Raw genomic sequence first — 20,153 nt, forward strand, 5'->3', positions numbered from 1 at the left:
TGTTGGCCGGCCCCTATTGCGCCTACCAGCTGGCGTTGCTCGGGCGGGCTGGTCGGGGCGTTCGCCATTGCCGCCGCATTGGTCAAGCAGAAGACGACAGGCGAGGGCGCATTCCTCGACGTCTCGATGCTCGAATGCACGCTTTCTGCGCTCGGCTGGCCGGTGTCGAACTATCTGACGGCGGACGTCGAGCCGCAGCCGATGGGCAATGAAAATATGACGGCCGCACCGTCTGGCGCGTTTCGCACTGGCGACGGCTTGCTCAACATCGCAGCCAACAAGCAGGAGCAGTTCGTCACACTGTGCCGGTTGATCGGTCGGCCGGAGCTGGCGTCGGACGCCCGCTTTGCCGAGCGAGAAACGCGCAAGCAGAACCGCATTGCATTGAAAGCGCTGATCGAGGATGCCTTGGCGAGCGGCTCGGCCGCCGCCTGGGAGGAGACGTTCAATCGCGCCGGCGTGCCGGCAGGCCGGGTGCTGACAATCCCGCAGATACTGCAGGAGCGACAGGTGATCGAGCGCGGCATGACGGCGCGCTTCCCGGCTGTGTCCGGGATGGACCAGCCGCTGACCGTGGTGCGCGGCGGCTTCATGGTCGATGGCCAGGCACCTTTGCCGAGCAGGCCGCCGCCGGGGCTCGGCGAGCATATGGGCGAGGTTTTTGCCGGCCTGCCGCCGCGTGCCAGGAAAAGAGCGAAGGCATGAGCGGAACGCAAAACAAGACTGGTCGCGCACGCGGCGAGGAATGGTGGCAGACCGGCATCATCGAGATGCGCCCCGGCGTCATCCGGCTGCGCGGCTATGAAATCCAGGATCTGATCGGCCGCGTCAGCTTTCCGGCAATGATCTGGCTGATGCTGCGCGGCGAACTGCCAGGCGAGGAGCAGGCGGCGCTGCTTGGCATCGCGCTGGGTGCTGCCGTCGACCATGGGCCGCAGGCGCCGTCGATCGCCATCGCCCGTATGGCGATCACCTGCGGCGTCGGCATCAACAGCGCCATGGCATCAGCCGTCAACGTGCTTGGCGATGTGCATGGCGGCGCCGGCGAACAGGCGCTTTCCTTCTACGGAGACATCGCTGCCGAACTGGACGCCGGCATGCCGCTTGCGGACGCCGTGTCGGCGCGGCTCAATCGTTTCCTTGCCGGGGAAAACGGCTATGTGCCCGGGCTCGGCCATCGTTTCCATCCGGTCGACCCGCGCGCGCCCCGCCTCATCGAGTTAACCCGCGACTTTGCCGCGCGCGGCATCGTCAGCGGGCGCTTCGCCGACATTGCCGAGGCGATCGAGGCCGAGGTGGCGCGGCGCAAGGGCAAAAAAATCCCGCTCAACATCGACGGCGCCACGGCCGTCATCTACGGCGAGCTCGGCTTCCCGCCGCCGCTGACGCGCGGCCTTTTCGTGCTGTCGCGCTCGGTCGGCATCCTCGCCCATGCATGGGAACAGTCGCAGGAAAGCGACCGCAACAAGGGGCCGCTGCCGCGCGAATGGCTGTGGGCCTATTCCGGCACGCCGGTGCGGTCTTTGCCCGAGGGCGACGGCGGCAAGTGAGATTTCGGTTCAAGTGTGACGGCGGCAGGCGCTGGGGCCAATTCCATCCCGATCCAGTCGGGCTAGCCTCGATCTTTTATTGAGCGTGATCTTTTCCGAAAGCCGGATTCTGTTTTTTGGAATTATACTCCAGCTCGGGAATCCTGATGTTCCTCACCAGCGTCGAGAGATCCGGCTCGTCGATGAGCACCGCCGCGTCGGCCGGCGCCAGCCACGCGCGCTGACGCCTCTTGGATTCTTCCCAGTCGGCAAGTTCCTCGGTTACCTCCAGCAAATAGACGACGACGTCGACACGGACGAAGCGGTTCGCCAGCCGCTTCCAGTAGCAATAGGTGCCGGCCGGCTGTTTCAGTGTCTTGCCCAGAACGCCGGCTTCTTCCTGTGCTTCGATGGTGGCCGCCTTGCGGCCGCTCTTGCCCTTCATCGGCCAGCCCTTCGGCACAATAAAGCGCCTTGTCGTTCGCGATGTAACCAGCATCACCTCGACGTCGCCATGCTCGTTCAGCCGAAACGGAATCGCCGCGACCTGGCGAATCCGGTCGCCCTTCCTTGCCTTGCGTACGACCTTCTTCTTGCTGGCTGCCATTCGATAATCCAGTCGAGGCGGTGCCCAAACGGCAAGGGCAGCGTTGCAAAGTCGGCCGCTTTCAATGGGGCGCAAGCGGAGCGGTTTCCACAATATATAAGTCGGCTAAATAAATGAAAGGGCCGGTCGTCAGCGGCAGGTGCTGACGAAGCCGCTCCCCGACGGCAGCAACTGGCAAGTTGGCCTCATCTGCGGCACCTCCTGCCGTTCCGGTGTTGGGATTTGGCGATCCTGGGCACGGTACTGCTGTTGCTGCTGCTGGTATTGCTGCCGCCGCAGCCTGTTCTCCAACATCTGCAACTGGTCCTGCTGGATCAACACGTTGCGGTCGGCGGGACTGACGACCTGTGCCGATGCAGCAGGATTTACGCCCGACAGCATCGCCGAAGTCAGCATTGCCGACCCTAAAAACCTCAATAGACGAAGCCGCGACATCCATTCATTCCCGCACAAAACCGATCTTTCCTTAATATAGGGCTTTTGTCCGGCGACACCATGGCCGCCGCTGATTTGAAGCGGATTGGAAGAGGCATTTCGGCTTCGGATGCTCGTCGCGTCAATCGACTTCGCGCAGCCGGTATCCGACGCCAGTCTCGGTGGTGATATAGCGAGGCTGGTCGGGCGTTTTTTCGATCTTTTGCCTGATCTGCCGGACGTAGACTCTGAGATATTGAATGTCGGTGGAATCGCCCCAGACCTGCTTCAGCAGGAATTGGTGGGTGAGAACCTTGCCGGCATGCTGTACGAGGATGCGGAGGATGTCGTATTCCTTCGGCGAGAGCTTTATCTCCTTGTCCTCGACCTTGACGATGCGCTTCACCAGATCGACGGAGAGGTCGCCGGTCTGGAACACCGGTCTCTCACCCTGCTGCTGGAACTTGTGGCGAAGCGCGACGCGGATGCGTGCGACAAGCTCGTTCATACCGAATGGCTTGGTTACATAATCGTCGGCGCCGAGTTCGAGGGCCGAGACGATGCCGGCCTCATCAGTGCGGCTGGAAAGAATAACCACGGGAATGTCCAGGCCATCATCCCGCCATTTGCGGAGCAGCTCATGCCCGCTCATGCCGGGCAGGCCGAGATCGAGCAGCACAAGGTCTGGCTTTTCCGTCTCGATGAGTTCAATCGCCGCCCTGGCGTTCGGCGCCTCGCTGATCGCATAGCCTTGGCTGTCAAGCCCGACGCGAAGCAGTTTCCGGATCGGCGGTTCGTCGTCGACCACCAATATCCTGACGTCCAGGCTCGTCATGGCAGATCGTCCGTATTTTGATGGTCCGTCTCGGGTTCGCCGAGATTGGGCAGTTCCGCCGGCACCAGTTGCATCTTGATCGTGAAAACCGCCCCCGAGCGGTCGGACCTGTTTGCCGCCGAGAGCGTCCCGCCCATCGCTTCGATGAAGCCGCGGCAAATCGACAGGCCGAGCCCGGTGCCGGCACGCACCTGGTCACCCTTGCGCACACGGTAGAAAGTGTCGAAAACGCGCTTCAGGTCCGCTGGCGGAATGCCTGGTCCCTCGTCCATGATCTGCAGGATGATGAAGCCGTTATCGGCCCAGGCCTGCAGGCGGATCGTCGAACCTGGTGGCGCGTATTTTGCAGCATTGTCGAGGAGGTTGAACAGCACCTGTTCGAACAGAACGGGGTCGACCCGCAACATCGGCAGATCCGATGGAATGTCGATCTCGGTCTTATGCTCGCGGACGATTTTGCGGGCCCGATGCAGAGCTGAGCCGACAATGTCGCCGAGATAGTGAAAGGCGTAGTTCGGCTCCATCGTGCCGGATTCGATCTTGGTCATATCGAGCAGATTGGCAATAAAGCGGTTAAGCCTCTCCGCCTCATCGAGCACGGTCGACAGCAGTTCCGTCCGGTCCTGCTCGGAAAGCGCGGCCTCGAAGTCCCTGAGTGTTCCGGCCGCGCCCATGATGGCGGCAAGCGGCGTTTTCAAATCGTGGGAAATGGAGGTGAGCAAGGCCGAGCGCAGACGGTCTGCCTCGGCCGCAAGCTTGGCCCGGTCAACATCGGCGACGAGCTGGATGCGCTCGATGGCGACCGCCGCCTGGTCGGCAAGCGCATCGAGCAGACGCTGCTGCTCGGGTGTCAGCAGCGGACCTTGCTTATCGTTGTCGAGGCCGACAACGCCCACCGCCGTGCGTCCGGTTCGCAAGGGCAGATAGAGGCGTTTTGCTCCGGGCAGCGTGTCGGCGCCGCGCCCCGCGGCGCGGTTATGCTCCCAGGCCCAGCGGGCTGCTGCAATGTCGGCCTCGGCCAGCGTGTCGTCGGGTGGGTAGCCGGCTTTGACCGCAATTGTACCGTCCTCCGGCAGAAGCAGCACCACGCGCAGCTTCAGCATCGAGGCGATCTGGAAGGCAGTCGCCCAGAGAACGTCGTCGAGCGTGCCAGCACCGGCGAGCTTCTTTGAGAAGAGATAAATATCTTCAGTGGCGCGTGCCCGCGAGCGCGCAGCGACCGCCTGACGCTGCACGCGCGCTGTTAGATTGCTGGCAATGACCGCAACAACCAGGAAGACAGCCAGCGCAACGATGCTCTCCGGATCCTCGATCGTCAGCGTGTAGCGTGGTTCCAGGAAGAAATAGTTGAAGGCAATGGCGCTGATGAGGCAGGCATACAAAGCCGGCCAGAGACCGCCGGTCACAGCCGACGTCAGGACCCCAATGAGAAAGATGACCGCCAGGTTGCGGACGTCGAGAAACTGGTCGAGAAGGACGGCGAAGGCGAGCGAGCCAACAACATAGGCCGTGGCCCTGAGATAGGGCCAGATCTCGAACTGCCACTGCTCGTCCGCCGCCTTGACGGTCGTCGACGTCGCTTCGGCGTTGCGTTCGTTTCCCGAAATGACATGGACGCTGATGTCGCCGGCATTGCGGATGAGATCGTAAGTGAGCGAGCCTTCGATCAATTCCCGCCAGCGCGATCGGGTCGGCCTGCCGATCACGATATGGGTGAAGTTGTTCGCCGTCGCATGCCGAACGATGTCTTGCGCGACGTTCTGACCCGGAATGGTCGTCACCTCGGCACCGAGCTGCTCGGCAAGGCGCAGCTGCGTCGCCAGCCGATCCTTGTCCTCCTCGGGCATGGCAGCTGAACGAGGGGTATCGACATGAAGCGCCGTCCAAGGGGCGCGGAGCCGGTCGGCCAACCTCCGCGCATAACGTACACGGGCCGCCCCGCCCGGACGCGCATCGACGCAGACGAGAACCCTTTCCCCCGCCGCCCAAGGCCCGGGTATCGCGTGGGCCTGCATGTGGGTCAGCAACTGCTCGTCGACCCGCTGGGCAGTGCGGCGGAGCGCCAATTCCCGAAGCGCCGTCAGATTGCCCGGCGAGAAATAGTTCTCGATGGCGCGCTGGGCGGTGCTGGGGATGTAGACCTTGCCTTCCTCAAGCCGCTTGATCAGATCGTCGGGGGTCAGGTCGATGATCTCGATATCGTCTGCCTGGTCGATTATGGAGTCTGGGACAGTTTCCCGCACCCTGACGCGGGTGATCTGCGTCACGACATCGTTCAGACTCTCGACGTGCTGGATATTCAGCGTCGTGTAGACATCGATGCCGTGCGTCAGGATTTCCTGGACGTCGAGGTAGCGCTTGGGGTGACGGCTGCCCGGCGCGTTGGTATGGGCAAGTTCGTCGACCAGAACCAGCGCCGGGTGCCGGGCGAGGATGGCGTCGAGATCCATCTCCTCGAGGATCCGCCCTTTGTAATCGATCTCAAGGCGAGGAATGACCTCGTAGCCTTCGACCAGCGTCTGGGTTTCATTGCGGCCGTGCGTCTCGACGATACCGATTACTACGTCGATCCCGTCGGCCAGCCTGGCGCGGCCCGACATCAGCATCTCGCAGGTCTTGCCGACACCGGGGGCGGCGCCGAGAAATATCCTCAGGCGACCGCGCTCCTCTCGCTGGGCATGCTCGAGTAGCGCGTCGGGAGAGGGCCTGGTTTCGGCGGTGCGGCTGTCGTCTGGCATAAGCGTCAATCATGAACGGCGCCGGCTTCGGTGTCGATCCCGGCGCCGGTCCTTTACTGTTTCATCGCATCGTCCAGCGCAAGGTTGAGGGCCAGCACATTAACTACCGGCTCGCCGATGAATCCCAATTCGCGATCTTCGACATGGCTGTCGACAAGCGATTTGATCCTGGATTCATCGACGCCCCTGGCCTTGGCCACCCTGGCGACCTGAAAATAGGCCGCGTCGGGGCTGATATGCGGATCGAGACCGCTGCCGGACGTGGTGACCAGATTCATCGGTACCGGCTGGCTCGGGTTTTCCACTCTCAGCTTTTCGGCGTCGCTCTTGATCCTGTCGATGAGCTTCGGGTTGGTCGGGCCGAGATTCGAGCCGCCCGAGGCGGCGGCATTGTAACCGTCGCCGGCAGCCGACGGGCGGCCATGGAAGTAGCGGTCGCTTTCGAAAGCCTGGCCGATCAGCTCGGAACCGACGAGCTTGCCGTCCTTCTCGATCAGGCTGCCATTGGCCTGGCGCGAAAACAGCGCCTGGGCAATGCCGGTCATGCCGATCGGATAGACCAAACCCGTCAGAATGGTGAAGAAGACGATCATGACGATCGCGGGCCTGATTTGATTGAGCATCGACGTGGTTCCTTAGGCGAGACCGAGAACGGTGATGCCCATGTCGATCACCTTGATGCCGACGAAGGGGACGACCACGCCGCCGAGGCCATAGACAATGAGATTGCGGCTGAGCAGCGCACCGGCGCCGACCGCGCGGTATTTGACACCCCTCAGCGACAGCGGGATCAGCGCGATGATGATCAGCGCGTTGAAGATGATGGCCGAGAGGATAGCGCTCTGCGGCGTCGCCAGATGCATGACATTGAGCGCTTGCAGCGGCCCGGCGGTCTGGCCCGGGGCGATGTAGAAGACGGCGAATATTGCTGGGATGATGGCAAAATACTTGGCTACGTCGTTGGCGATGGAGAAGGTGGTCAGCGAGCCACGCGTCATCAGCAGCGCCTTGCCGATTTCTACGATCTCGATCAGCTTGGTCGGATCGCTGTCGAGATCGACCATGTTGCCGGCCTCGCGCGCCGCGACCGTGCCGGTGTTCATGGCAACGCCGACATCGGCCTGCGCGAGGGCCGGCGCATCGTTAGTGCCATCGCCGCACATCGCGACAAGTTTGCCTTTGGCCTGCTCGTCGCGGATCAGCTTCAACTTGTCCTCGGGCGTCGCCTGGGCAAGGAAGTCGTCGACGCCGGCTTCCGCCGCGATCGCCGCCGCGGTCATCGGATTATCGCCGGTGATCATAACCGTGCGGATGCCCATGCGGCGCAATTCGGCAAAGCGTTCTGCGATGCCGCCCTTGACGATGTCCTTCAGATGGACGACGCCGAGGAGGCGCCCGTCGCGCTCGACCGCGAGTGGAGTGCCACCCGATTTGGCGATCTCGTCGGCGATCGCCTGAAGGTCGCGGACGGTGTCGCTGCGCGTACGGCCTGTGGCAACCGTCGAGAGCTTGACGTGGGCAAGTACCGCATCGACTGCGCCCTTGCGGACCGAGGAGCCTTCCAGATCGACGCCGCTCATGCGGGTTTGCGCGGAGAAAGGCACGAACGTCGCGTGCAGGCTTGCCATGTCGCGGGCGCGGATGGCGTATTTTTCCTTCGCCAGGACGACGATCGAGCGGCCTTCCGGCGTTTCGTCGGCAAGCGAGGCAAGCTGGGCCGCGTCCGCCAGTTCCTGTTCGGTGACGCCCTTGACCGGACGAAATGCCGTCGCCTGCCGGTTGCCCAGCGTGATGGTTCCGGTCTTGTCGAGCAGCAGCGTGTCGACATCGCCGGCCGCCTCGACGGCGCGGCCCGACATGGCCAGCACGTTGAAGCGCACCAGGCGGTCCATGCCGGCAATGCCGATCGCCGACAGCAGGGCGCCAATTGTGGTCGGGATCAGGGTAACGAACAGGGCGACCAGCACCGTCACCGAGATATGACCGCCCGAATACGAGGCGAAGCTCGGGATCGTCGCCGTGGCCAGCACGAAGATCAGCGTCATGCCGACGAGCAGGATATTGAGCGCGATCTCGTTGGGTGTCTTCTGGCGCTCGGCGCCCTCGACCAACGAGATCATGCGGTCGAGGAACGTATGGCCGGCAGCCGCGGTGATGCGCACGCGGATCCAGTCGGACAAGACCTGCGTGCCGCCGGTCACCGCCGAACGGTCGCCGCCGGATTCGCGGATGACCGGTGCGGATTCGCCGGTGATGGCCGCCTCGTTGACTGACGCCACGCCTTCGACCACCTCGCCGTCCGAGGGGATGATGTCGCCGGCTTCGACAAGCACGATGTCGCCGACCTTCAAGCTGGTGCCGGGCACCAGTTTGAACTTGCTGCGGTCGCCATCGTTCAACAGCTTGGCCTGCGTCTCGGTTCGCGCCCGGCGCAGCGAGTCTGCCTGCGCCTTGCCGCGGCCTTCGGCCACCGCTTCGGCGAAATTGGCGAAGAGCACGGTGAACCACAGCCAAATGATGATCTGCAGCGTGAAGCCAAGATCGCCGCCGCTGGTAACGAGATCCTTGACGAACAGCACGGTGGTGAGCGCCGAGACGACGGCGACGACAAACATCACCGGGTTTCGCATCAAGGTGCGCGGGTTCAGTTTTCTGAAGGAACCGGCGATAGCGGGCCACAGAATGCGGGTATCCATGATGCTCACGGATTTCGACGGGCTCATTTGGTGGCTCCAGTGTCGATGTTGTTGACCGGTCGATCCTGTGCCGAACGAAGGTGCGGCGGCCCGTAAGCCAGCAGCCAGATCATGATCAAGGCTGCCGCAATAGCGAGGAATGTGGACAGCGTCGGGAAAGGAGGGGGCGTTTTCTCTCCCTCCGGCTCGGGGCGATGCCGGACCTTTCGAGGTATGATCTTGAACCAGGGCATGGCCGTTTCAGAATGTCTGACCGTGAATCATCGCCAGGTGCTCGACGATCGGTCCGACCGCCAGGGCCGGGAAGAAGGTCAGGCCACCGACGACCAAGATGACACCGACCAGCAGCCCGACGAACAGTGGACCGTCGGTCGGGAAGGTGCCGGCGGAGGCAGGGACGGTCTTCTTCGCAACCAGCGAGCCAGCAATCGCCAACGCCGGAATGATGACCAGGAAGCGGCCCATCAGCATGCCGATGCCGAGCGTTACGTTGTACCAGGGCGTGTTTCCGCTGAGACCGCCAAAGGCGGAGCCATTGTTCGCCGCGGCCGAGGTGTAGGCATAGAGAACCTCGGAGAAGCCGTGTGGACCAGCATTGGCGATGGAAGCAACGCCCGTCGGCAGCAGCACCGCGATAGCGGTGAAGATCAGCATTGCCAGCGGCAGGCAGAGCACGGCCAGCATCGCCATCTTGACCTCCTTGGCCTCGATCTTCTTGCCGAGATATTCGGGCGTACGTCCGACCATCAGCCCGGCGACAAAGACGGCGATGACGATGAACATCAGGATACCGTAGAAGCCGGCTCCGACGCCGCCGACAATAACCTCGCCGAGCTGCATGTTGATGATCGGGATCATGCCGCCAAGTGCGGTGAAGCTGTCATGCATGGCATTGACCGCGCCGCAGGAAGCGGCGGTGGTGATGACGGCAAACAGCGCCGACAGAGCGATGCCGAAACGGCTCTCCTTGCCCTCCATGTTGCCGCCGTCGACGCCCAGCGCGTGGACCAGCGGATTGCCTGCGGATTCCGCCCAGTAGCAGACGGCAACGCCGGCGATGAACAGCACGCCCATAGCCGACAGAATTGCCCAGCCCTGGCGCTGGTTGCCTACCATGCGGCCGAAGACATTGGTCAACGCCGCGCCGAGGGCGAAGATCGTCACCATCTGGATCAGGTTGGAGATTGCGTCGGGATTTTCGAAGGGATGTGCTGCATTGGCGTTGAAGAAACCGCCGCCATTGGTGCCGAGCATCTTGATGGCAACCTGGGAAGCGACCGGCCCGACCGCTATAGTCTGTTGCGCGCCTTCGAGCGTCGTCGCGTTGACGTAGGCAGCGAGCGTCTGCGGCATGCCGAGATAGACATAGACCAGAGTCAGGACGATGCAGAACGGCAAAAGCAGATAGAGCGTGCCGCGGGTCATATCGACCCAGAAATTGCCGATCGATTTGCCTGAGGCCCTGGCAAAGCCGCGGATCAGTGCGACCGCAATGGCGATGCCGGTCGCCGCCGACAGAAAATTCTGCACGGTCAAGCCGGCCATCTGCACGAGATAGGACATCGTGCTTTCGCCGCCGTAGTTCTGCCAGTTGGTGTTGGTCATGAAGCTGGCGGCGGTGTTGAAGGCCAGCTCAGGTTCGACGGCGGTCATGCCGGCCGGATTGTAGGGCAGGCCGCCTTGCAGCCGTTGCAGCGAATAGAGCACCAGGAAGCCGGCCAGGTTAAAGAACAGCAGGGCCGCCGCATAGGAGGTCCAGTGCTGCTCCTCGCGCTCGCTGGTCCCTGATATGCGGTAGAGCCCGCGCTCGAGCGGGGCCAGAATTGACGACAGGAATGTGCGCTCGCCGCTGAAAACGCGATACATGTAGCCGCCGAGCGGCTTGGCCAGCAGAGCGACGATCCCGCAATAGACGAGGATCTGCAGCCATCCGTTGATTGTCATGGGGTTGGCTCCTTGCCAGCGGAGATCAGAAGCGTTCCGGGCGAACGAGGGCGTATGTCAGGTAGGCGAGAAGAAACAAGGTCACGGCGCCGCCGAGGATATAGTCGAAAAGCATGTTACGATCCCTACCCTTACAGCTTGTCGCAGGCTTTGATGTAGCCGAAGCATAGAGCAAAGAACGCGATTCCAATCGCGACAACAACTATGTCCACCGCGCATTTTCCTATGTTGTATTTGTGTGTTTACTTTAACAAACTACCAAAACCGGTCGCCGCATCATATCGGCGGCTGGATACACCGCTTCGGTGAATATGGATCAAAGTGCCATAAAGGGTCGAGACGGGACGCGGAGCAAAGAAATCAAAATCCCATAAGGATTTCGCCGCCTCGGCGCTGGCCACAGCTTCAGGAGGGATGCGCACACCGGCGCGCGAAGCTGCCGGGGCTCAGTCCGCGCGGGTGTAGATCACCGCGTAATCGTCCGCATAGGCCCGCTTCCAGCCCAGTTCGTCGAAGAACGGAATGCGGCTGTCGTCGGCGGTCAACAATGCCCAGCCTATCGTATATTTCTCGAGTTGGGCTTTCAGGATCGGCTTGCCCCGGCTGTGCCCAGTCTGCTCATCCGTTTCCGTAAAGCCATTCAGGAAGAGCTGATCCGCGCGGCCGTCGATAAACGTCCTGATGCCATGGAAAATCAGCGTACCGCCAAAATCGTAGGAGTTCAGCAGATTGCCCGACAGATTATGGGTTTGGGCGAAGGCCAGCGCGTCCCTCGCCGAGGTCTTCTGGCTCGGCGCGACCGGATAGGTCGTGAAGGCGGCAGCCGCCAAAACCAGCAAAACGGCAAGTCCAGCGCAAATCCTGGAAAATTGCCGTGCGAAAAATTGTTCAAGTCCGTCGCGCTTTTCCGCCGCCCATTTCTCGGCTGAAAGCACTGGATATTGTTGTGCGACCTCGACGGCAAGGACCACCGGCACGAGAAGAAAGAACAGGTACATGAACCGTATGTGGGTGAGATAGACGTGCAACGTGAAGACAAGGAACAGCGCCTTGGCCCAGCCAATGCGCAATCTCGACACGAGCAGCCCGAAAAACGCCACCAGCAGGGCCACCTCCTGGAGGGTGTGCCGCGAGGCGTCGAAGGGTTGCCACTCCGCAATGTAACGCACCGCCTCATTGCCATAGGCCACGGTGAATGTGGCGAGTATGGCCTTGACGCCATAGGGATTGAGCAGGCTGACCAGCGGGCAAAGCAGCCCGAAAACGATCCACTTGGCCAGCAGCCGGGGGTTCGACAAGCGCGTGCGCATGACGAGATCGAGCCCGGCGAAGGCGGCGATGACGAAACCGAAGGTGAAGGTGGCATGGAGATTGGCCCACAGGCAAAGCAGCGTCAGCAGCCACAAAGGCGGCGCTTTCTCGTTGCGTGCGGCCTGGAAAAGACCGGCGGTCCAGACGACGATGATGGGCAAGGTAAAGATGTGCGGCCGGGCGACATAGATTGGCCCGATCAAAAGCGCGAGAACCAGCGTCAGTCCTATCGCCAGCGTCGGCTTCAACCACGCGCTGAGATACCACGACGTCAAGAAGATCGTGAGCGCGATTACTGCAGTCGCCAGCAGCACCACGCCGTTCCAGCCGCCGGCTTCAAAGGCAATTGCAAGGAGAAGCTGACTGAGCCATTCCTTGGCGATCCATGGCTGGCCGGCAAAAGTGTAGGAATAGACGTCGACAGTGGGGAATGTGCGGCTTGCCAGCATATCCATGCCGACCTTGATGTGCCACCAGCTATCAGGATCCTGCAGGAGGGAGGTGGCAAAGGCGAGGAGCGCCGCCGCCATCACGACCGCCGCCAGCAGGCAAAATACCAACCTCACATGCCGTATATCGCCTATCGACGGCCTCGCCTCACCAGATATCCCGCGCATATGGCATCCCTGAGCCGCGATAGCGGAAGGGATAGGCCGAATTTGTTAGAAAACCGATAAGCTCCAGGATTGCGGCCACACCCCTGTACCGCGCGTCCGACCGGCTCGGCGGCTCAGCCCTCGGCCTTGAAGTTCTTGGCTTCCTTCGCGACCTTCGGGCTGTCCTTGCCGTGCTTGCGCATCAGATCCTTCGCCTGCTTCGGCGAAACGTCGGTGGTTTCGGCCAGACGCAGAGCCTCCTTTTCGTCCGGATCACGCGTCTTGCGGTCGGCCATTGCGGTTTTCTTGTCAGCCATTACGACGCTCTTATGCTTTCGGCGATTTCGTTCAGCACCTTGCGGTCGGTGCCGTGACGCTTGATCAGCGTGCGTGCCTGATCCGGGGTGATGCCCGCTTCCTCGGCGAAGTGACGTACCTCGTAGTCTTCGCCGCCCGCCACTCGTGAGCGGTCGCGACTGTCGGTCTTGGTTTTGTCGTCGGCCATGGCAGCTCTCCTCATCTCGACGAGAGCATAACGGGCAAGATTTCAGCGAGTTCCTTCGAGCGTGTCGCCCAATTACCGCCTTCGGCATGACCCGGCATGAGCAGCGGTTTTGTTCAAAGCAAGGGCTTGGTGCCAGGACGGCCTTCATGCACAAACAGGCTGGCCTCTTTGGCGCTGCCAACCGCCCGCCACTGCTCCTGGGCGCAGCCTGGTATTCGTTCCGGATTGTTTTATTGGGACCGATGGTCGAACACGACGCCCATGGTCCTACCAACGGCCGTCATGACGATAAGCTCGACCAGATCGTCGTCACTGTTGCCGCAGGCCGGGGCCGTCCTGCGAACGATGTCCAGCATCGCCCTCGTCGATATGGTGTCGCCGGCACCGAACCGTGAAAGCGCAGATGAAACAAGCTCTTGGGCCGTCAAGTCAGCGACAGTCACCCTCTGCACCACGTTCATTGGCTTCCTCCCACCATGAACTCTCTCCGGGGAGAATGATACGCCGAACGTCGCGTTTCGCCAGCAAAATGGTGGTCCTACCAGCGCGTGGGCAGCGACCGAAATCGGCGCTTTGCGTGAGGCAATCCGGGTGCGAGGCGGCAAGCGCTTTTTGTGGCATGCCACCTCGCCAAACACCGATCCTGACGGTCGGGACGGGTCTCAATTTTATTTACCTGGCGGTCTGACGCTTGGCATCGTGGTCTGCTCGGTTGCGGCCGAAGTTGGCGCAGCAAGAACCACGGTGCGGGCAGGACCAGGACGGTTCGTCGTTTCACGGAAACGCCGAGCCGGTCTGTCTTTTTTTGTTTGACGCAATTCCGGACGGAAAACCGTTCACACGTTTTCCTGGAATTGCTTGTCTTGTGACTCTAGGCGGCTAGGTCGCTCGGAAGCTTGCCGCCATTCTCGGCCAGCTTTTTCATCAGTGCGTCGTGCAGCCACAGATTCATCGTTACAGTGTCGTTCATATCGCCGGTGTAGTTCAGCTCGTGGGCCAGCTCCTTGCGCTGCCGGAGCCAGGGTTGCAGCCGGCCGGATCGGGTAGGCGCCGTCGACGCGCAATGGGCGAGGGAACGGTCAGCAGCCAGTTTTGCTGACGCGGACCAGAAAAATCATCTAGATTCGTGTTCGCAATTCGCTGAGAGGAACGAAGCCATGACAGCAGTCTCGCATCCGACAGGCTCGAACGTTCGCCGGTTTGGGCAGAGGACGATCCGTCGGTCAAATGGCCGGCGCTTTCGCGGTTTGCGGCGGGCAGGGCACTACCCAGTCCTCGGTCATTGTCTACGAGATCGAGCCCGGCAAGCGGCTCGGCTGGCAACACCCACGCCACCGAAGAGACGCTTTCTTTGCGGCGGCGATGTTCACGCAGACATTCGATAACGTCATGCTGCCGCCGAAACGAGAATCACCAGGCCTGCGGATTGCGGACTCGGAGCTGAGATGAGCGCGCGCGCGGCCGGCAAGCGGTTTGGCGTCGTTACGCGCTCGCGTCATGGGCGGACCAGCTGATGGCGCCCGTGAAGGTCGACCCCGCCAATGTGCGCGAGTTCAGGGATGCCGAAAGCTTCCATGCCTGGCTTGGCGAGCATCACGACAGCGAGGACGAAGTCTGGATCAAGATCCATAAGCTCGATTCGGGGCTGCCGTCGATCACGCCGAAGCAAGCCATCGACGTGGCGTTGTGCTGGGGCTGGATCGACGCGGTGCGCAAGGCGTTCGACGGCAAAAGCTATCTGCAGCGCTACACCCCCCGCGGCAAGAAGAGCACCTGGAGCCAGATCAATGTCGACAATGTCGCCCGGCTGATCGAGGAGGGCCGGATGACCGAGCACGGGCTGAGGCAGGTCGATGCGGCCAAGGCCGACGGCCGCTGGGCGCGCGCCTACAAGAGCGGCAAGGAGATGAAGATCCCCGACGACCTCCAGGCGGCAATAGACGCCGAGCCCAGGGCGAAAGAGATGCTGGCAAAGCTCAGCGGGCAAAACCGCTTCGCGCTCGCCTTCCGCATCCACAACATGAAGACCGAAGCCGGGCGCAAGAAGAAGATCGCGGCGTTCGTGGCGATGCTGAAGCGCGGCGAGACCATCTATCCGCAACGAAATCGCGATTCTGGATAAACATTTGGCCGCGTTTGTGTGCTGCGTCTTGTGCTTGTCCCTTGCGGCGACTCCCAAAATGCGGCCGGCTCAGGCCCATCTCCGATCCTGGCGATGTCGCAGACGATTGTTTTCGACGAGCGTCGCCCGGCACTTCGACACCATCTCTCATTCGTTTAGTGGATGCAGGAAAAAGTCTCGTCCTCACAGTCGGCATAGTATATTAGCAGGCGCTGTTATGAGGTTTTTGCCCGTTCAGGAGCCGACTGGCACGTGGGCCGTGTTTGATGCGACCGTGGACGTGCCTGCGGATTTCGCTGGCAGTTGCCTTATCGGCTTGCCGCGGCAGCGGGCGGAGTGGCTCGCAGCAAGAGCCAATCGAGATGCTGCAAAAGGCACTTCGATTTGCCGGTTGCCAGTTGCCGGACCGGCACAAGCCGCGGTTCTTAGACTTAGACCGATCGGAGAGATTCGATGATGCACGAAAGGGCAATGGCGGCTGCGTTGGCAGCCAGGAACCAGGAAGCAGACATTCGTGGTGTCTTCGACATCACCAACAAAACCGATGCGCCAATGGGCTCTCGCCGATTGGGCGAGGCTATCCACTTTGTCGCCAATGCACCCATCGTTGGCTATGATGTTCACGCCGCCGTCATCAGATATGGCCCACTCGGAACCCCCGGCCTCAGAGCTACAGATTGCGCACAGCTGTGGGAGAAGTTCGGCGAGGCCTTGCTGGAACACTGACGGGCAGGCCTTTGGCGCGTATGGCACCACGATTGTGCAGGACTTCCTTAGGGAGAACGACATGGAAGCCTGGCGGGTGATATTGCAATTAAATTAGGGTGAGCGCATATTTTTTGCCGGCTGGACTCGCAACCGGCCAGGCCCGGCGGCCGGCTGCCGACGGGCCGTCAAGCCGGCGACAAATGGTGCCGCAGGCCCGACGGTCCCCTTGGCAAGATCGCCGGAACCAGGGCATGATGCGGCGGCAAAACGGGTTTGGGGGAATGATATGCCTAAGGTTTCGGAGCTTTTTTTCAAGACAGCCATCGTCTTTCTTATTCTGGGAATTGCAGCTGGCCTGCAGATGGCAATTTCAGGCGATCACGGCGCGTTTCCGGCTCACGCGCACATCAACCTGCTGGGATGGGTCACCAGTGCAATATTCGGCGGCTATTATGCGCTGAACCCGGCGAAGGCTGCCCGCAGGACGGCGATGATCCACTACGGCGTGTACAATCTCGGCCTGGTCGTGATGCTGCCGGCGCTTTACCTGATGCTGCAGGGAAATCCGGCGCTCGAGCCGATCGTCGCCACCGGCTCAATGATTGTCGCTGCCGCCGTGCTGATCTTTGCCTTCGTGGTTTTCTCCGGCGAAACAGAGCGCTCAGTCTCGGGAATACCAGCGGTCCCGCGGTAGACGGGGCGGCGATAGTGCCGAGCCTATCAATGCCCGTGCTTCTGGTGAAGCGCGGGCCGATTGGTTGTAGGCTGATCTGAGGCAAGAGTGCGGGGAGATGAAAGCCGCTCAGTAGCCTTCGCGCGCCCCTCTGCCTGCCATGCTGCTTATCGCGGCCTTCATTTTGGCGTTGTGCCTGCGTCCCCAGGAAGGTGAAAATATCGACACTTCTTGGATCTTCGCCGAAACGACTGCCTTGTGCTTTTGGGGCGCGACGCCCAGCGAGCGCAGGTGCGACGTTGATGCAGCCTTGTTGTTGGCGACGCAGCATGACGGGGTCATCGTCAAACGACGGTAGAGCGCGCGGACCTACTGTTGCGCGAGCCGGTCCCCGAGCGTGTTTGCTTCGGCCAATCTTGCCAGCGATTGTTCGACTTTCTGCGCCGAGGCGTCTGTGCGCTTGATGTGCCGTATCATTTGCTGCCTCAGCAGCGCGAGCCTTGCGACGCGATATTCGTCGCCGTATCTCGCAGTTTCAAGGTGGAGGGTCGCGAGCATCATGGGTCAATTCTTCCGATCGATCTTCGTCATGCGTTCCCGGGCCTCAATCACGCGTTTTTGCTCAGACCGTATGCGGTCGCACAACGCGAGATTGACGGCGACACAGCCATCGTTCAACAACAGTTCATTCGCACGCTTCAGCGAGCGCTCGGCCCGTTTAACGCGCAGCCTGGCATTGGCCAGTTCGAAGCTAAAAATATCAATCATCATCATACCGCTTCGTTTGCGGTCCCTTCGATTGTTAACCGGCGTCGATCCCATTTGTTCCGACTGCACGCGGCGCAGCGCCAGGAAGGAGCTTGTCTTTCGCCCGTGCTGGGCCGTTCGCGATGGCGGGGCATGCTAGGTGGGCGGGCTGGTGCAAGGCGAAGGTGTGAAGGCCTGGCCCGTAATCACGTTCTGTTCACTCTGGCTAATGTAAGCTGGCCGCCTAGAATTCGCCGCGAAGCTGTTTGACGCGGAGCTTCACGCCAGGCTTGACCCACTGCGCCGCGAGCACAGCCATGTGGTCACCGTGGCTCGAGTGTCAGCAGATGTGGTAAGGGTGAGTGTCGGCGAGTAGCAGAGGTCCAGCAACAATGACTTTGAGGCGAACCAGAGCTTACGGCACATCCGGCTTGGTTCTAGCGGTTTGCACTGTGTTTGCTTGGCAGAACGCCGCTGCCGCTCAAAATTGCGACGCCGCCGCGACGCCTGGCGTCAATTGGCAAGAGTGTGACAAGAAGCTTCTCATCCTAGACGGACAGGACCTGAGCGGGGCGAACCTGTTCGGTGTTGATTTCACTTCGACCGACCTCAGGAACACCAATCTCGTTGCCGCAAATCTTGAGAAGGCAACGCTTGTGCGTGCTTCCCTGGCCGACTCGACCGCCAAAGGCGCCCGGTTCGACAGAATCGAGGGCTACAGGACCGACTTCAGCCGTATGGACGCGCAGGGCGCTGTGTTTGCGAGCGCGGAAATGCAGCGCTCGAATTTCCAGGACGCCAATCTGACCAATGTTGATTTCACAAAGGCAGAACTGGGGCGTGCGCAGTTCCATGACGCCGATATCAGCGGCAGCCGCTTCTCGTTTGCCAATCTCGCACGGGCGGACTTCCGAGGAGCGAGGTTCACCGCGCCGATAGACTTTGACCGCGCCTTTTTCTTTCTGACCCGTATCGAGGGCCTCGACCTTTCCAATTCGGTGGGTCTGTCCCAGTGGCAGCTCAACATGGCTTGCGGAGACGCCCGGACCGAGTTGCCTTCTGGCTTGACGAGGCCTGAAGATTGGCCCTGTCAATTCCAGCAGGAATAGTTGTCGGCAAGCGAACCGCGGCAATGCTGCACCCGACAGGATTCGAACCGGTAACTTTGTGCCGCGGGCATGCCCATTAAGGTCGAAGCCACCACCCGAGACGGCGAACTCCGGATATCCCTGTCTAATGCCGGAGAGCCCATTCCGCACGAGACAATGCAGGGGATCAGCATTAAGGAATATAATCCTCCCGTTGCGGCGAGCCCCTTCAACGGAGAATCGCCATGACTCGAAAGACCCTCGCCGACACTCTGTCCGCCCGCGAACCCATCTAAGTCAATTGTGCGCACCCGATGTGCTGCAAATCGACGAAACTTGACATCCAGGCGCTGATTGACAGGCTCGGCCATGACCACGGCTCGATGCATGACGACTTGGTCGGGCTCTTTGTCTGCTCAAATTGCAAGGCTGCCGGCCGTGACCGACCTTCTTCGCATGCATTCCTGACTACGAAGGCCATCAGCGGGCGCGCAATCGCGACTGGAAGCCAACTTTCGAACGAAGGGGCTGAAAGTGGCCGGCGCCGCTTGGGGGGCGTTGGGGTAGATTGCCTGTAGGCGCCGGCGGGGCGGATTGGGGTCCGCAGACGCGAATCCTGCGGGCTGCCCTGCGGTTTTTTCCGGACACTCCGATTCCCAAGCAAAGTCAACAAAGGGGCGGCGGCATGGTGGCCGAGCTTCATCGTTTGCGGACGTTAGGAACGGAAAGGCCGCAACTCACAAAGCGAAACAATAACAGACGCTTAAGTGGGTATCTGGCGGAGAGAGCGGGATTCGAACCCGCGTTACGGTTTCCCGTAAACACACTTTCCAGGCGTGCGCCTTCAACCACTCGGCCACCTCTCCGTCTTTAGCATTTTCGACGCGGCCGGTTTCGCCGCGCGGGTTGGGGAGATGCATCTCCTTTGGGATTCCGGACCGGAATTCCGGCCGTGGGCGCCGTCGACCAGCGGATACCCTTTCCCCACACCTGAGCCGTCAAAGCAACAGGCGCGGGGCTCATCTAGTCGATCCGGTGCCGAATGCCAAGACATAACGATAGTCTATTCGCTTTGCCGGATACGGATGCTCACCCCATGTTACCGGAGCACCCGTAGGGAGCCTATCGAAAGGGGCGGCCGAGGTGTGCTCGCCGTCCGGCGCGCCGCCGGTTCCAGCGAACCGGCGGTCGCCGGTTCAACTTCGCGTGTCGCGATTGCAGGCGAAGCAAGTAGATCCTATCTAACAGTCCGATACGACATTCTGATAATCTCCTGGGGAGGAAGGGTCTGGATGTTCCGCTTCATCTTTCGTCTCGCTGCAATGGTCGCGCTGTCGGTTTCGGTCATCATGGCCGTGCTCGATGCGACACGGTCGGTGGCGGCTTCGGCGCTGGTGATGACACCGCTTAATTCCAGCTGGCTCGCGGTCTCGCCGGATACGCGCAGCGCCTTCGAAAGCTTCGTCCGCGACAAGGTCAATCCGCTGCTGTGGGATGGCGCCATCGCCTGGGTGCTCAGCCAGCCCGGCTTCGCCGTGTTCGCGGTGCTGGCGTTCATTCTTTACGCCATCGGCTACAGGCGGCCGCGCCCCAGCGGGCGGTTCGCCGCGACCTGACATTTCCAGCCTGACCCGGTGTTC

Annotated in this window: 22 protein-coding genes, 1 tRNA gene and 2 pseudogenes; 9 read left to right on the forward strand and 16 right to left on the reverse strand. The window is 61.4% G+C overall.

What is annotated here, in order from left to right:
* Positions 1–39: 39 nt before the first annotated feature.
* Positions 40–705 (forward strand): annotated as a pseudogene (locus NKI63_RS04750) (CoA transferase); the annotation flags it as partial.
* Entirely contained in the window at positions 702–1,550 is an 849-nt protein-coding gene (locus tag NKI63_RS04755) for a citryl-CoA lyase (protein WP_352820603.1), read from the forward strand. The pseudogene NKI63_RS04750 and the gene NKI63_RS04755, both read left to right, overlap by 4 nt.
* Positions 1,551–1,626: 76 nt before the next feature.
* Here the strand turns inward: NKI63_RS04755 and NKI63_RS04760 are convergent, their stop codons facing one another.
* The 12 genes from NKI63_RS04760 to NKI63_RS04815 form a co-directional block, all read right to left on the reverse strand.
* Positions 1,627–2,136: an NUDIX hydrolase gene (locus NKI63_RS04760; RefSeq protein ID WP_352820605.1), complete on the reverse strand. Its 510-nt coding sequence runs from the start codon at positions 2,134–2,136 to the stop codon at positions 1,627–1,629.
* Between the two features lie 129 nt (positions 2,137–2,265).
* A complete protein-coding gene (locus tag NKI63_RS04765) occupies positions 2,266–2,532 on the reverse strand; it encodes a hypothetical protein (RefSeq protein WP_352687974.1) in 267 nt (88 codons plus the stop codon).
* Between the two features lie 160 nt (positions 2,533–2,692).
* Positions 2,693–3,385 carry a response regulator transcription factor gene (locus tag NKI63_RS04770; RefSeq protein ID WP_352820607.1) on the reverse strand — a complete coding sequence of 231 codons (693 nt, stop codon included), beginning with the start codon at positions 3,383–3,385 and terminating at the stop codon, positions 2,693–2,695.
* Positions 3,382–6,123 (reverse strand): DUF4118 domain-containing protein, encoded by a 2,742-nt coding sequence (locus NKI63_RS04775; protein WP_352820609.1) that lies wholly within the window; start codon positions 6,121–6,123, stop codon positions 3,382–3,384. Before NKI63_RS04775 ends, NKI63_RS04770 begins: the two co-directional genes overlap by 4 nt.
* A 53-nt stretch (positions 6,124–6,176) precedes the next feature.
* Positions 6,177–6,746, reverse strand: a complete 570-nt coding sequence (kdpC, locus tag NKI63_RS04780) for a potassium-transporting ATPase subunit KdpC (protein ID WP_352820610.1) — start codon at positions 6,744–6,746, stop codon at positions 6,177–6,179.
* A 12-nt stretch (positions 6,747–6,758) separates the two neighbouring features.
* Positions 6,759–8,846: a potassium-transporting ATPase subunit KdpB gene (kdpB, locus tag NKI63_RS04785; protein WP_352820612.1), complete on the reverse strand. Its 2,088-nt coding sequence runs from the start codon at positions 8,844–8,846 to the stop codon at positions 6,759–6,761.
* Positions 8,843–9,052: a hypothetical protein gene (locus NKI63_RS04790; protein ID WP_352649577.1), complete on the reverse strand. Its 210-nt coding sequence runs from the start codon at positions 9,050–9,052 to the stop codon at positions 8,843–8,845. Before NKI63_RS04790 ends, kdpB begins: the two co-directional genes overlap by 4 nt.
* A 7-nt stretch (positions 9,053–9,059) precedes the next feature.
* Positions 9,060–10,763, reverse strand: coding sequence for a potassium-transporting ATPase subunit KdpA (gene kdpA / locus NKI63_RS04795; protein ID WP_352820614.1), 1,704 nt, complete (start codon positions 10,761–10,763; stop codon positions 9,060–9,062).
* 25 nt (positions 10,764–10,788) lie between these two features.
* On the reverse strand, positions 10,789–10,878 hold the full coding sequence (locus tag NKI63_RS04800) for a K(+)-transporting ATPase subunit F (RefSeq protein WP_023675300.1): 90 nt from the start codon (positions 10,876–10,878) through the stop codon (positions 10,789–10,791).
* Positions 10,879–11,209: 331 nt separating this feature from the next.
* Positions 11,210–12,691, reverse strand: coding sequence for a hypothetical protein (locus NKI63_RS04805; RefSeq protein WP_352820616.1), 1,482 nt, complete (start codon positions 12,689–12,691; stop codon positions 11,210–11,212).
* A 113-nt stretch (positions 12,692–12,804) separates the two neighbouring features.
* Positions 12,805–12,987, reverse strand: a complete 183-nt coding sequence (locus tag NKI63_RS04810) for a hypothetical protein (protein WP_352649580.1) — start codon at positions 12,985–12,987, stop codon at positions 12,805–12,807.
* Positions 12,987–13,175, reverse strand: a complete 189-nt coding sequence (locus NKI63_RS04815; RefSeq protein WP_292657372.1) for a DUF3606 domain-containing protein — start codon at positions 13,173–13,175, stop codon at positions 12,987–12,989. The genes NKI63_RS04810 and NKI63_RS04815 overlap by 1 nt, the downstream gene beginning before the upstream one ends.
* Positions 13,176–13,321: 146 nt before the next feature.
* On the opposite strand from NKI63_RS04815, the gene NKI63_RS04820 reads away from it, so the two are divergent.
* On the forward strand, positions 13,322–13,570 hold the full coding sequence (locus tag NKI63_RS04820; RefSeq protein WP_352820618.1) for a hypothetical protein: 249 nt from the start codon (positions 13,322–13,324) through the stop codon (positions 13,568–13,570).
* A gap of 476 nt (positions 13,571–14,046) precedes the next feature.
* Here the strand turns inward: NKI63_RS04820 and NKI63_RS04825 are convergent.
* Positions 14,047–14,193, reverse strand: a pseudogene (locus tag NKI63_RS04825) (DUF3597 family protein); the annotation flags it as partial.
* A 209-nt stretch (positions 14,194–14,402) separates the two neighbouring features.
* On the opposite strand from NKI63_RS04825, the gene NKI63_RS04830 reads away from it, so the two are divergent.
* From NKI63_RS04830 to NKI63_RS04845, 4 genes are all read left to right on the forward strand, one after another.
* Complete coding sequence (locus NKI63_RS04830; protein WP_352737497.1) at positions 14,403–14,624, forward strand: cupin domain-containing protein; 222 nt, start codon at positions 14,403–14,405, stop codon at positions 14,622–14,624.
* Positions 14,625–14,688: 64 nt separating this feature from the next.
* The gene (locus NKI63_RS04835) at positions 14,689–15,297 is read left to right on the forward strand and encodes a YdeI/OmpD-associated family protein (protein WP_352506575.1); all 609 of its coding nucleotides are present in this window, start codon (positions 14,689–14,691) and stop codon (positions 15,295–15,297) included.
* A gap of 471 nt (positions 15,298–15,768) precedes the next feature.
* Positions 15,769–16,023 carry a hypothetical protein gene (locus tag NKI63_RS04840; protein ID WP_352506574.1) on the forward strand — a complete coding sequence of 85 codons (255 nt, stop codon included), beginning with the start codon at positions 15,769–15,771 and terminating at the stop codon, positions 16,021–16,023.
* 268 nt (positions 16,024–16,291) lie between these two features.
* Positions 16,292–16,699 carry a hypothetical protein gene (locus NKI63_RS04845; protein WP_352506573.1) on the forward strand — a complete coding sequence of 136 codons (408 nt, stop codon included), beginning with the start codon at positions 16,292–16,294 and terminating at the stop codon, positions 16,697–16,699.
* A 348-nt stretch (positions 16,700–17,047) separates the two neighbouring features.
* Here the strand turns inward: NKI63_RS04845 and NKI63_RS04850 are convergent, their stop codons facing one another.
* Both NKI63_RS04850 and NKI63_RS04855 read right to left on the reverse strand, forming a co-directional pair.
* Entirely contained in the window at positions 17,048–17,239 is a 192-nt protein-coding gene (locus NKI63_RS04850; protein ID WP_254816854.1) for a hypothetical protein, read from the reverse strand.
* A gap of 3 nt (positions 17,240–17,242) precedes the next feature.
* The gene (locus NKI63_RS04855; RefSeq protein ID WP_254816855.1) at positions 17,243–17,452 is read right to left on the reverse strand and encodes a hypothetical protein; all 210 of its coding nucleotides are present in this window, start codon (positions 17,450–17,452) and stop codon (positions 17,243–17,245) included.
* Positions 17,453–17,817: 365 nt separating this feature from the next.
* Here NKI63_RS04855 and NKI63_RS04860 point away from each other — a divergent pair, with 365 nt between their 5' ends.
* Positions 17,818–18,534 carry a pentapeptide repeat-containing protein gene (locus NKI63_RS04860; protein WP_352820620.1) on the forward strand — a complete coding sequence of 239 codons (717 nt, stop codon included), beginning with the start codon at positions 17,818–17,820 and terminating at the stop codon, positions 18,532–18,534.
* Between the two features lie 755 nt (positions 18,535–19,289).
* Here the strand turns inward: NKI63_RS04860 and NKI63_RS04865 are convergent.
* A tRNA-Ser gene (locus NKI63_RS04865) sits at positions 19,290–19,379 on the reverse strand.
* A 426-nt stretch (positions 19,380–19,805) separates the two neighbouring features.
* On the opposite strand from NKI63_RS04865, the gene NKI63_RS04870 reads away from it, so the two are divergent.
* A complete protein-coding gene (locus tag NKI63_RS04870; RefSeq protein ID WP_352509895.1) occupies positions 19,806–20,129 on the forward strand; it encodes a hypothetical protein in 324 nt (107 codons plus the stop codon).
* The last annotated feature ends 24 nt before the right edge of the window (positions 20,130–20,153 follow it).

Origin of the sequence: Mesorhizobium sp. M0410, from assembly GCF_040321435.1 — a bacterium.
In the GTDB taxonomy this organism is placed as follows: Bacteria; Pseudomonadota; Alphaproteobacteria; order Rhizobiales; family Rhizobiaceae; genus Mesorhizobium.

What these genes read in the sequence shown, in the direction of transcription:
- NKI63_RS04820 (WP_352820618.1), top strand. Translation starts at nt 13,322, where the DNA reads ATGCACAAACAGGCTGGCCTCTTTGGCGCTGCCAACCGCCCGCCACTG.
- NKI63_RS04805 (WP_352820616.1), bottom strand. Translation starts at nt 12,691, where the DNA reads ATGCGCGGGATATCTGGTGAGGCGAGGCCGTCGATAGGCGATATACGG.
- kdpA (WP_352820614.1), bottom strand. Translation starts at nt 10,763, where the DNA reads ATGACAATCAACGGATGGCTGCAGATCCTCGTCTATTGCGGGATCGTC.
- NKI63_RS04770 (WP_352820607.1), bottom strand. Translation starts at nt 3,385, where the DNA reads ATGACGAGCCTGGACGTCAGGATATTGGTGGTCGACGACGAACCGCCG.
- NKI63_RS04810 (WP_352649580.1), bottom strand. Translation starts at nt 12,987, where the DNA reads ATGGCTGACAAGAAAACCGCAATGGCCGACCGCAAGACGCGTGATCCG.
- NKI63_RS04790 (WP_352649577.1), bottom strand. Translation starts at nt 9,052, where the DNA reads ATGCCCTGGTTCAAGATCATACCTCGAAAGGTCCGGCATCGCCCCGAG.
- NKI63_RS04800 (WP_023675300.1), bottom strand. Translation starts at nt 10,878, where the DNA reads ATGCTTTTCGACTATATCCTCGGCGGCGCCGTGACCTTGTTTCTTCTC.
- NKI63_RS04840 (WP_352506574.1), top strand. Translation starts at nt 15,769, where the DNA reads ATGGCGGCTGCGTTGGCAGCCAGGAACCAGGAAGCAGACATTCGTGGT.
- NKI63_RS04835 (WP_352506575.1), top strand. Translation starts at nt 14,689, where the DNA reads ATGGCGCCCGTGAAGGTCGACCCCGCCAATGTGCGCGAGTTCAGGGAT.
- NKI63_RS04855 (WP_254816855.1), bottom strand. Translation starts at nt 17,452, where the DNA reads ATGATGATGATTGATATTTTTAGCTTCGAACTGGCCAATGCCAGGCTG.
- NKI63_RS04830 (WP_352737497.1), top strand. Translation starts at nt 14,403, where the DNA reads ATGGCCGGCGCTTTCGCGGTTTGCGGCGGGCAGGGCACTACCCAGTCC.
- NKI63_RS04870 (WP_352509895.1), top strand. Translation starts at nt 19,806, where the DNA reads ATGTTCCGCTTCATCTTTCGTCTCGCTGCAATGGTCGCGCTGTCGGTT.
- NKI63_RS04815 (WP_292657372.1), bottom strand. Translation starts at nt 13,175, where the DNA reads ATGGCCGACGACAAAACCAAGACCGACAGTCGCGACCGCTCACGAGTG.
- NKI63_RS04755 (WP_352820603.1), top strand. Translation starts at nt 702, where the DNA reads ATGAGCGGAACGCAAAACAAGACTGGTCGCGCACGCGGCGAGGAATGG.
- kdpC (WP_352820610.1), bottom strand. Translation starts at nt 6,746, where the DNA reads ATGCTCAATCAAATCAGGCCCGCGATCGTCATGATCGTCTTCTTCACC.
- NKI63_RS04860 (WP_352820620.1), top strand. Translation starts at nt 17,818, where the DNA reads ATGACTTTGAGGCGAACCAGAGCTTACGGCACATCCGGCTTGGTTCTA.
- NKI63_RS04760 (WP_352820605.1), bottom strand. Translation starts at nt 2,136, where the DNA reads ATGGCAGCCAGCAAGAAGAAGGTCGTACGCAAGGCAAGGAAGGGCGAC.
- NKI63_RS04845 (WP_352506573.1), top strand. Translation starts at nt 16,292, where the DNA reads ATGCCTAAGGTTTCGGAGCTTTTTTTCAAGACAGCCATCGTCTTTCTT.
- NKI63_RS04775 (WP_352820609.1), bottom strand. Translation starts at nt 6,123, where the DNA reads ATGCCAGACGACAGCCGCACCGCCGAAACCAGGCCCTCTCCCGACGCG.
- NKI63_RS04765 (WP_352687974.1), bottom strand. Translation starts at nt 2,532, where the DNA reads ATGCTGACTTCGGCGATGCTGTCGGGCGTAAATCCTGCTGCATCGGCA.
- NKI63_RS04850 (WP_254816854.1), bottom strand. Translation starts at nt 17,239, where the DNA reads ATGATGCTCGCGACCCTCCACCTTGAAACTGCGAGATACGGCGACGAA.
- kdpB (WP_352820612.1), bottom strand. Translation starts at nt 8,846, where the DNA reads ATGAGCCCGTCGAAATCCGTGAGCATCATGGATACCCGCATTCTGTGG.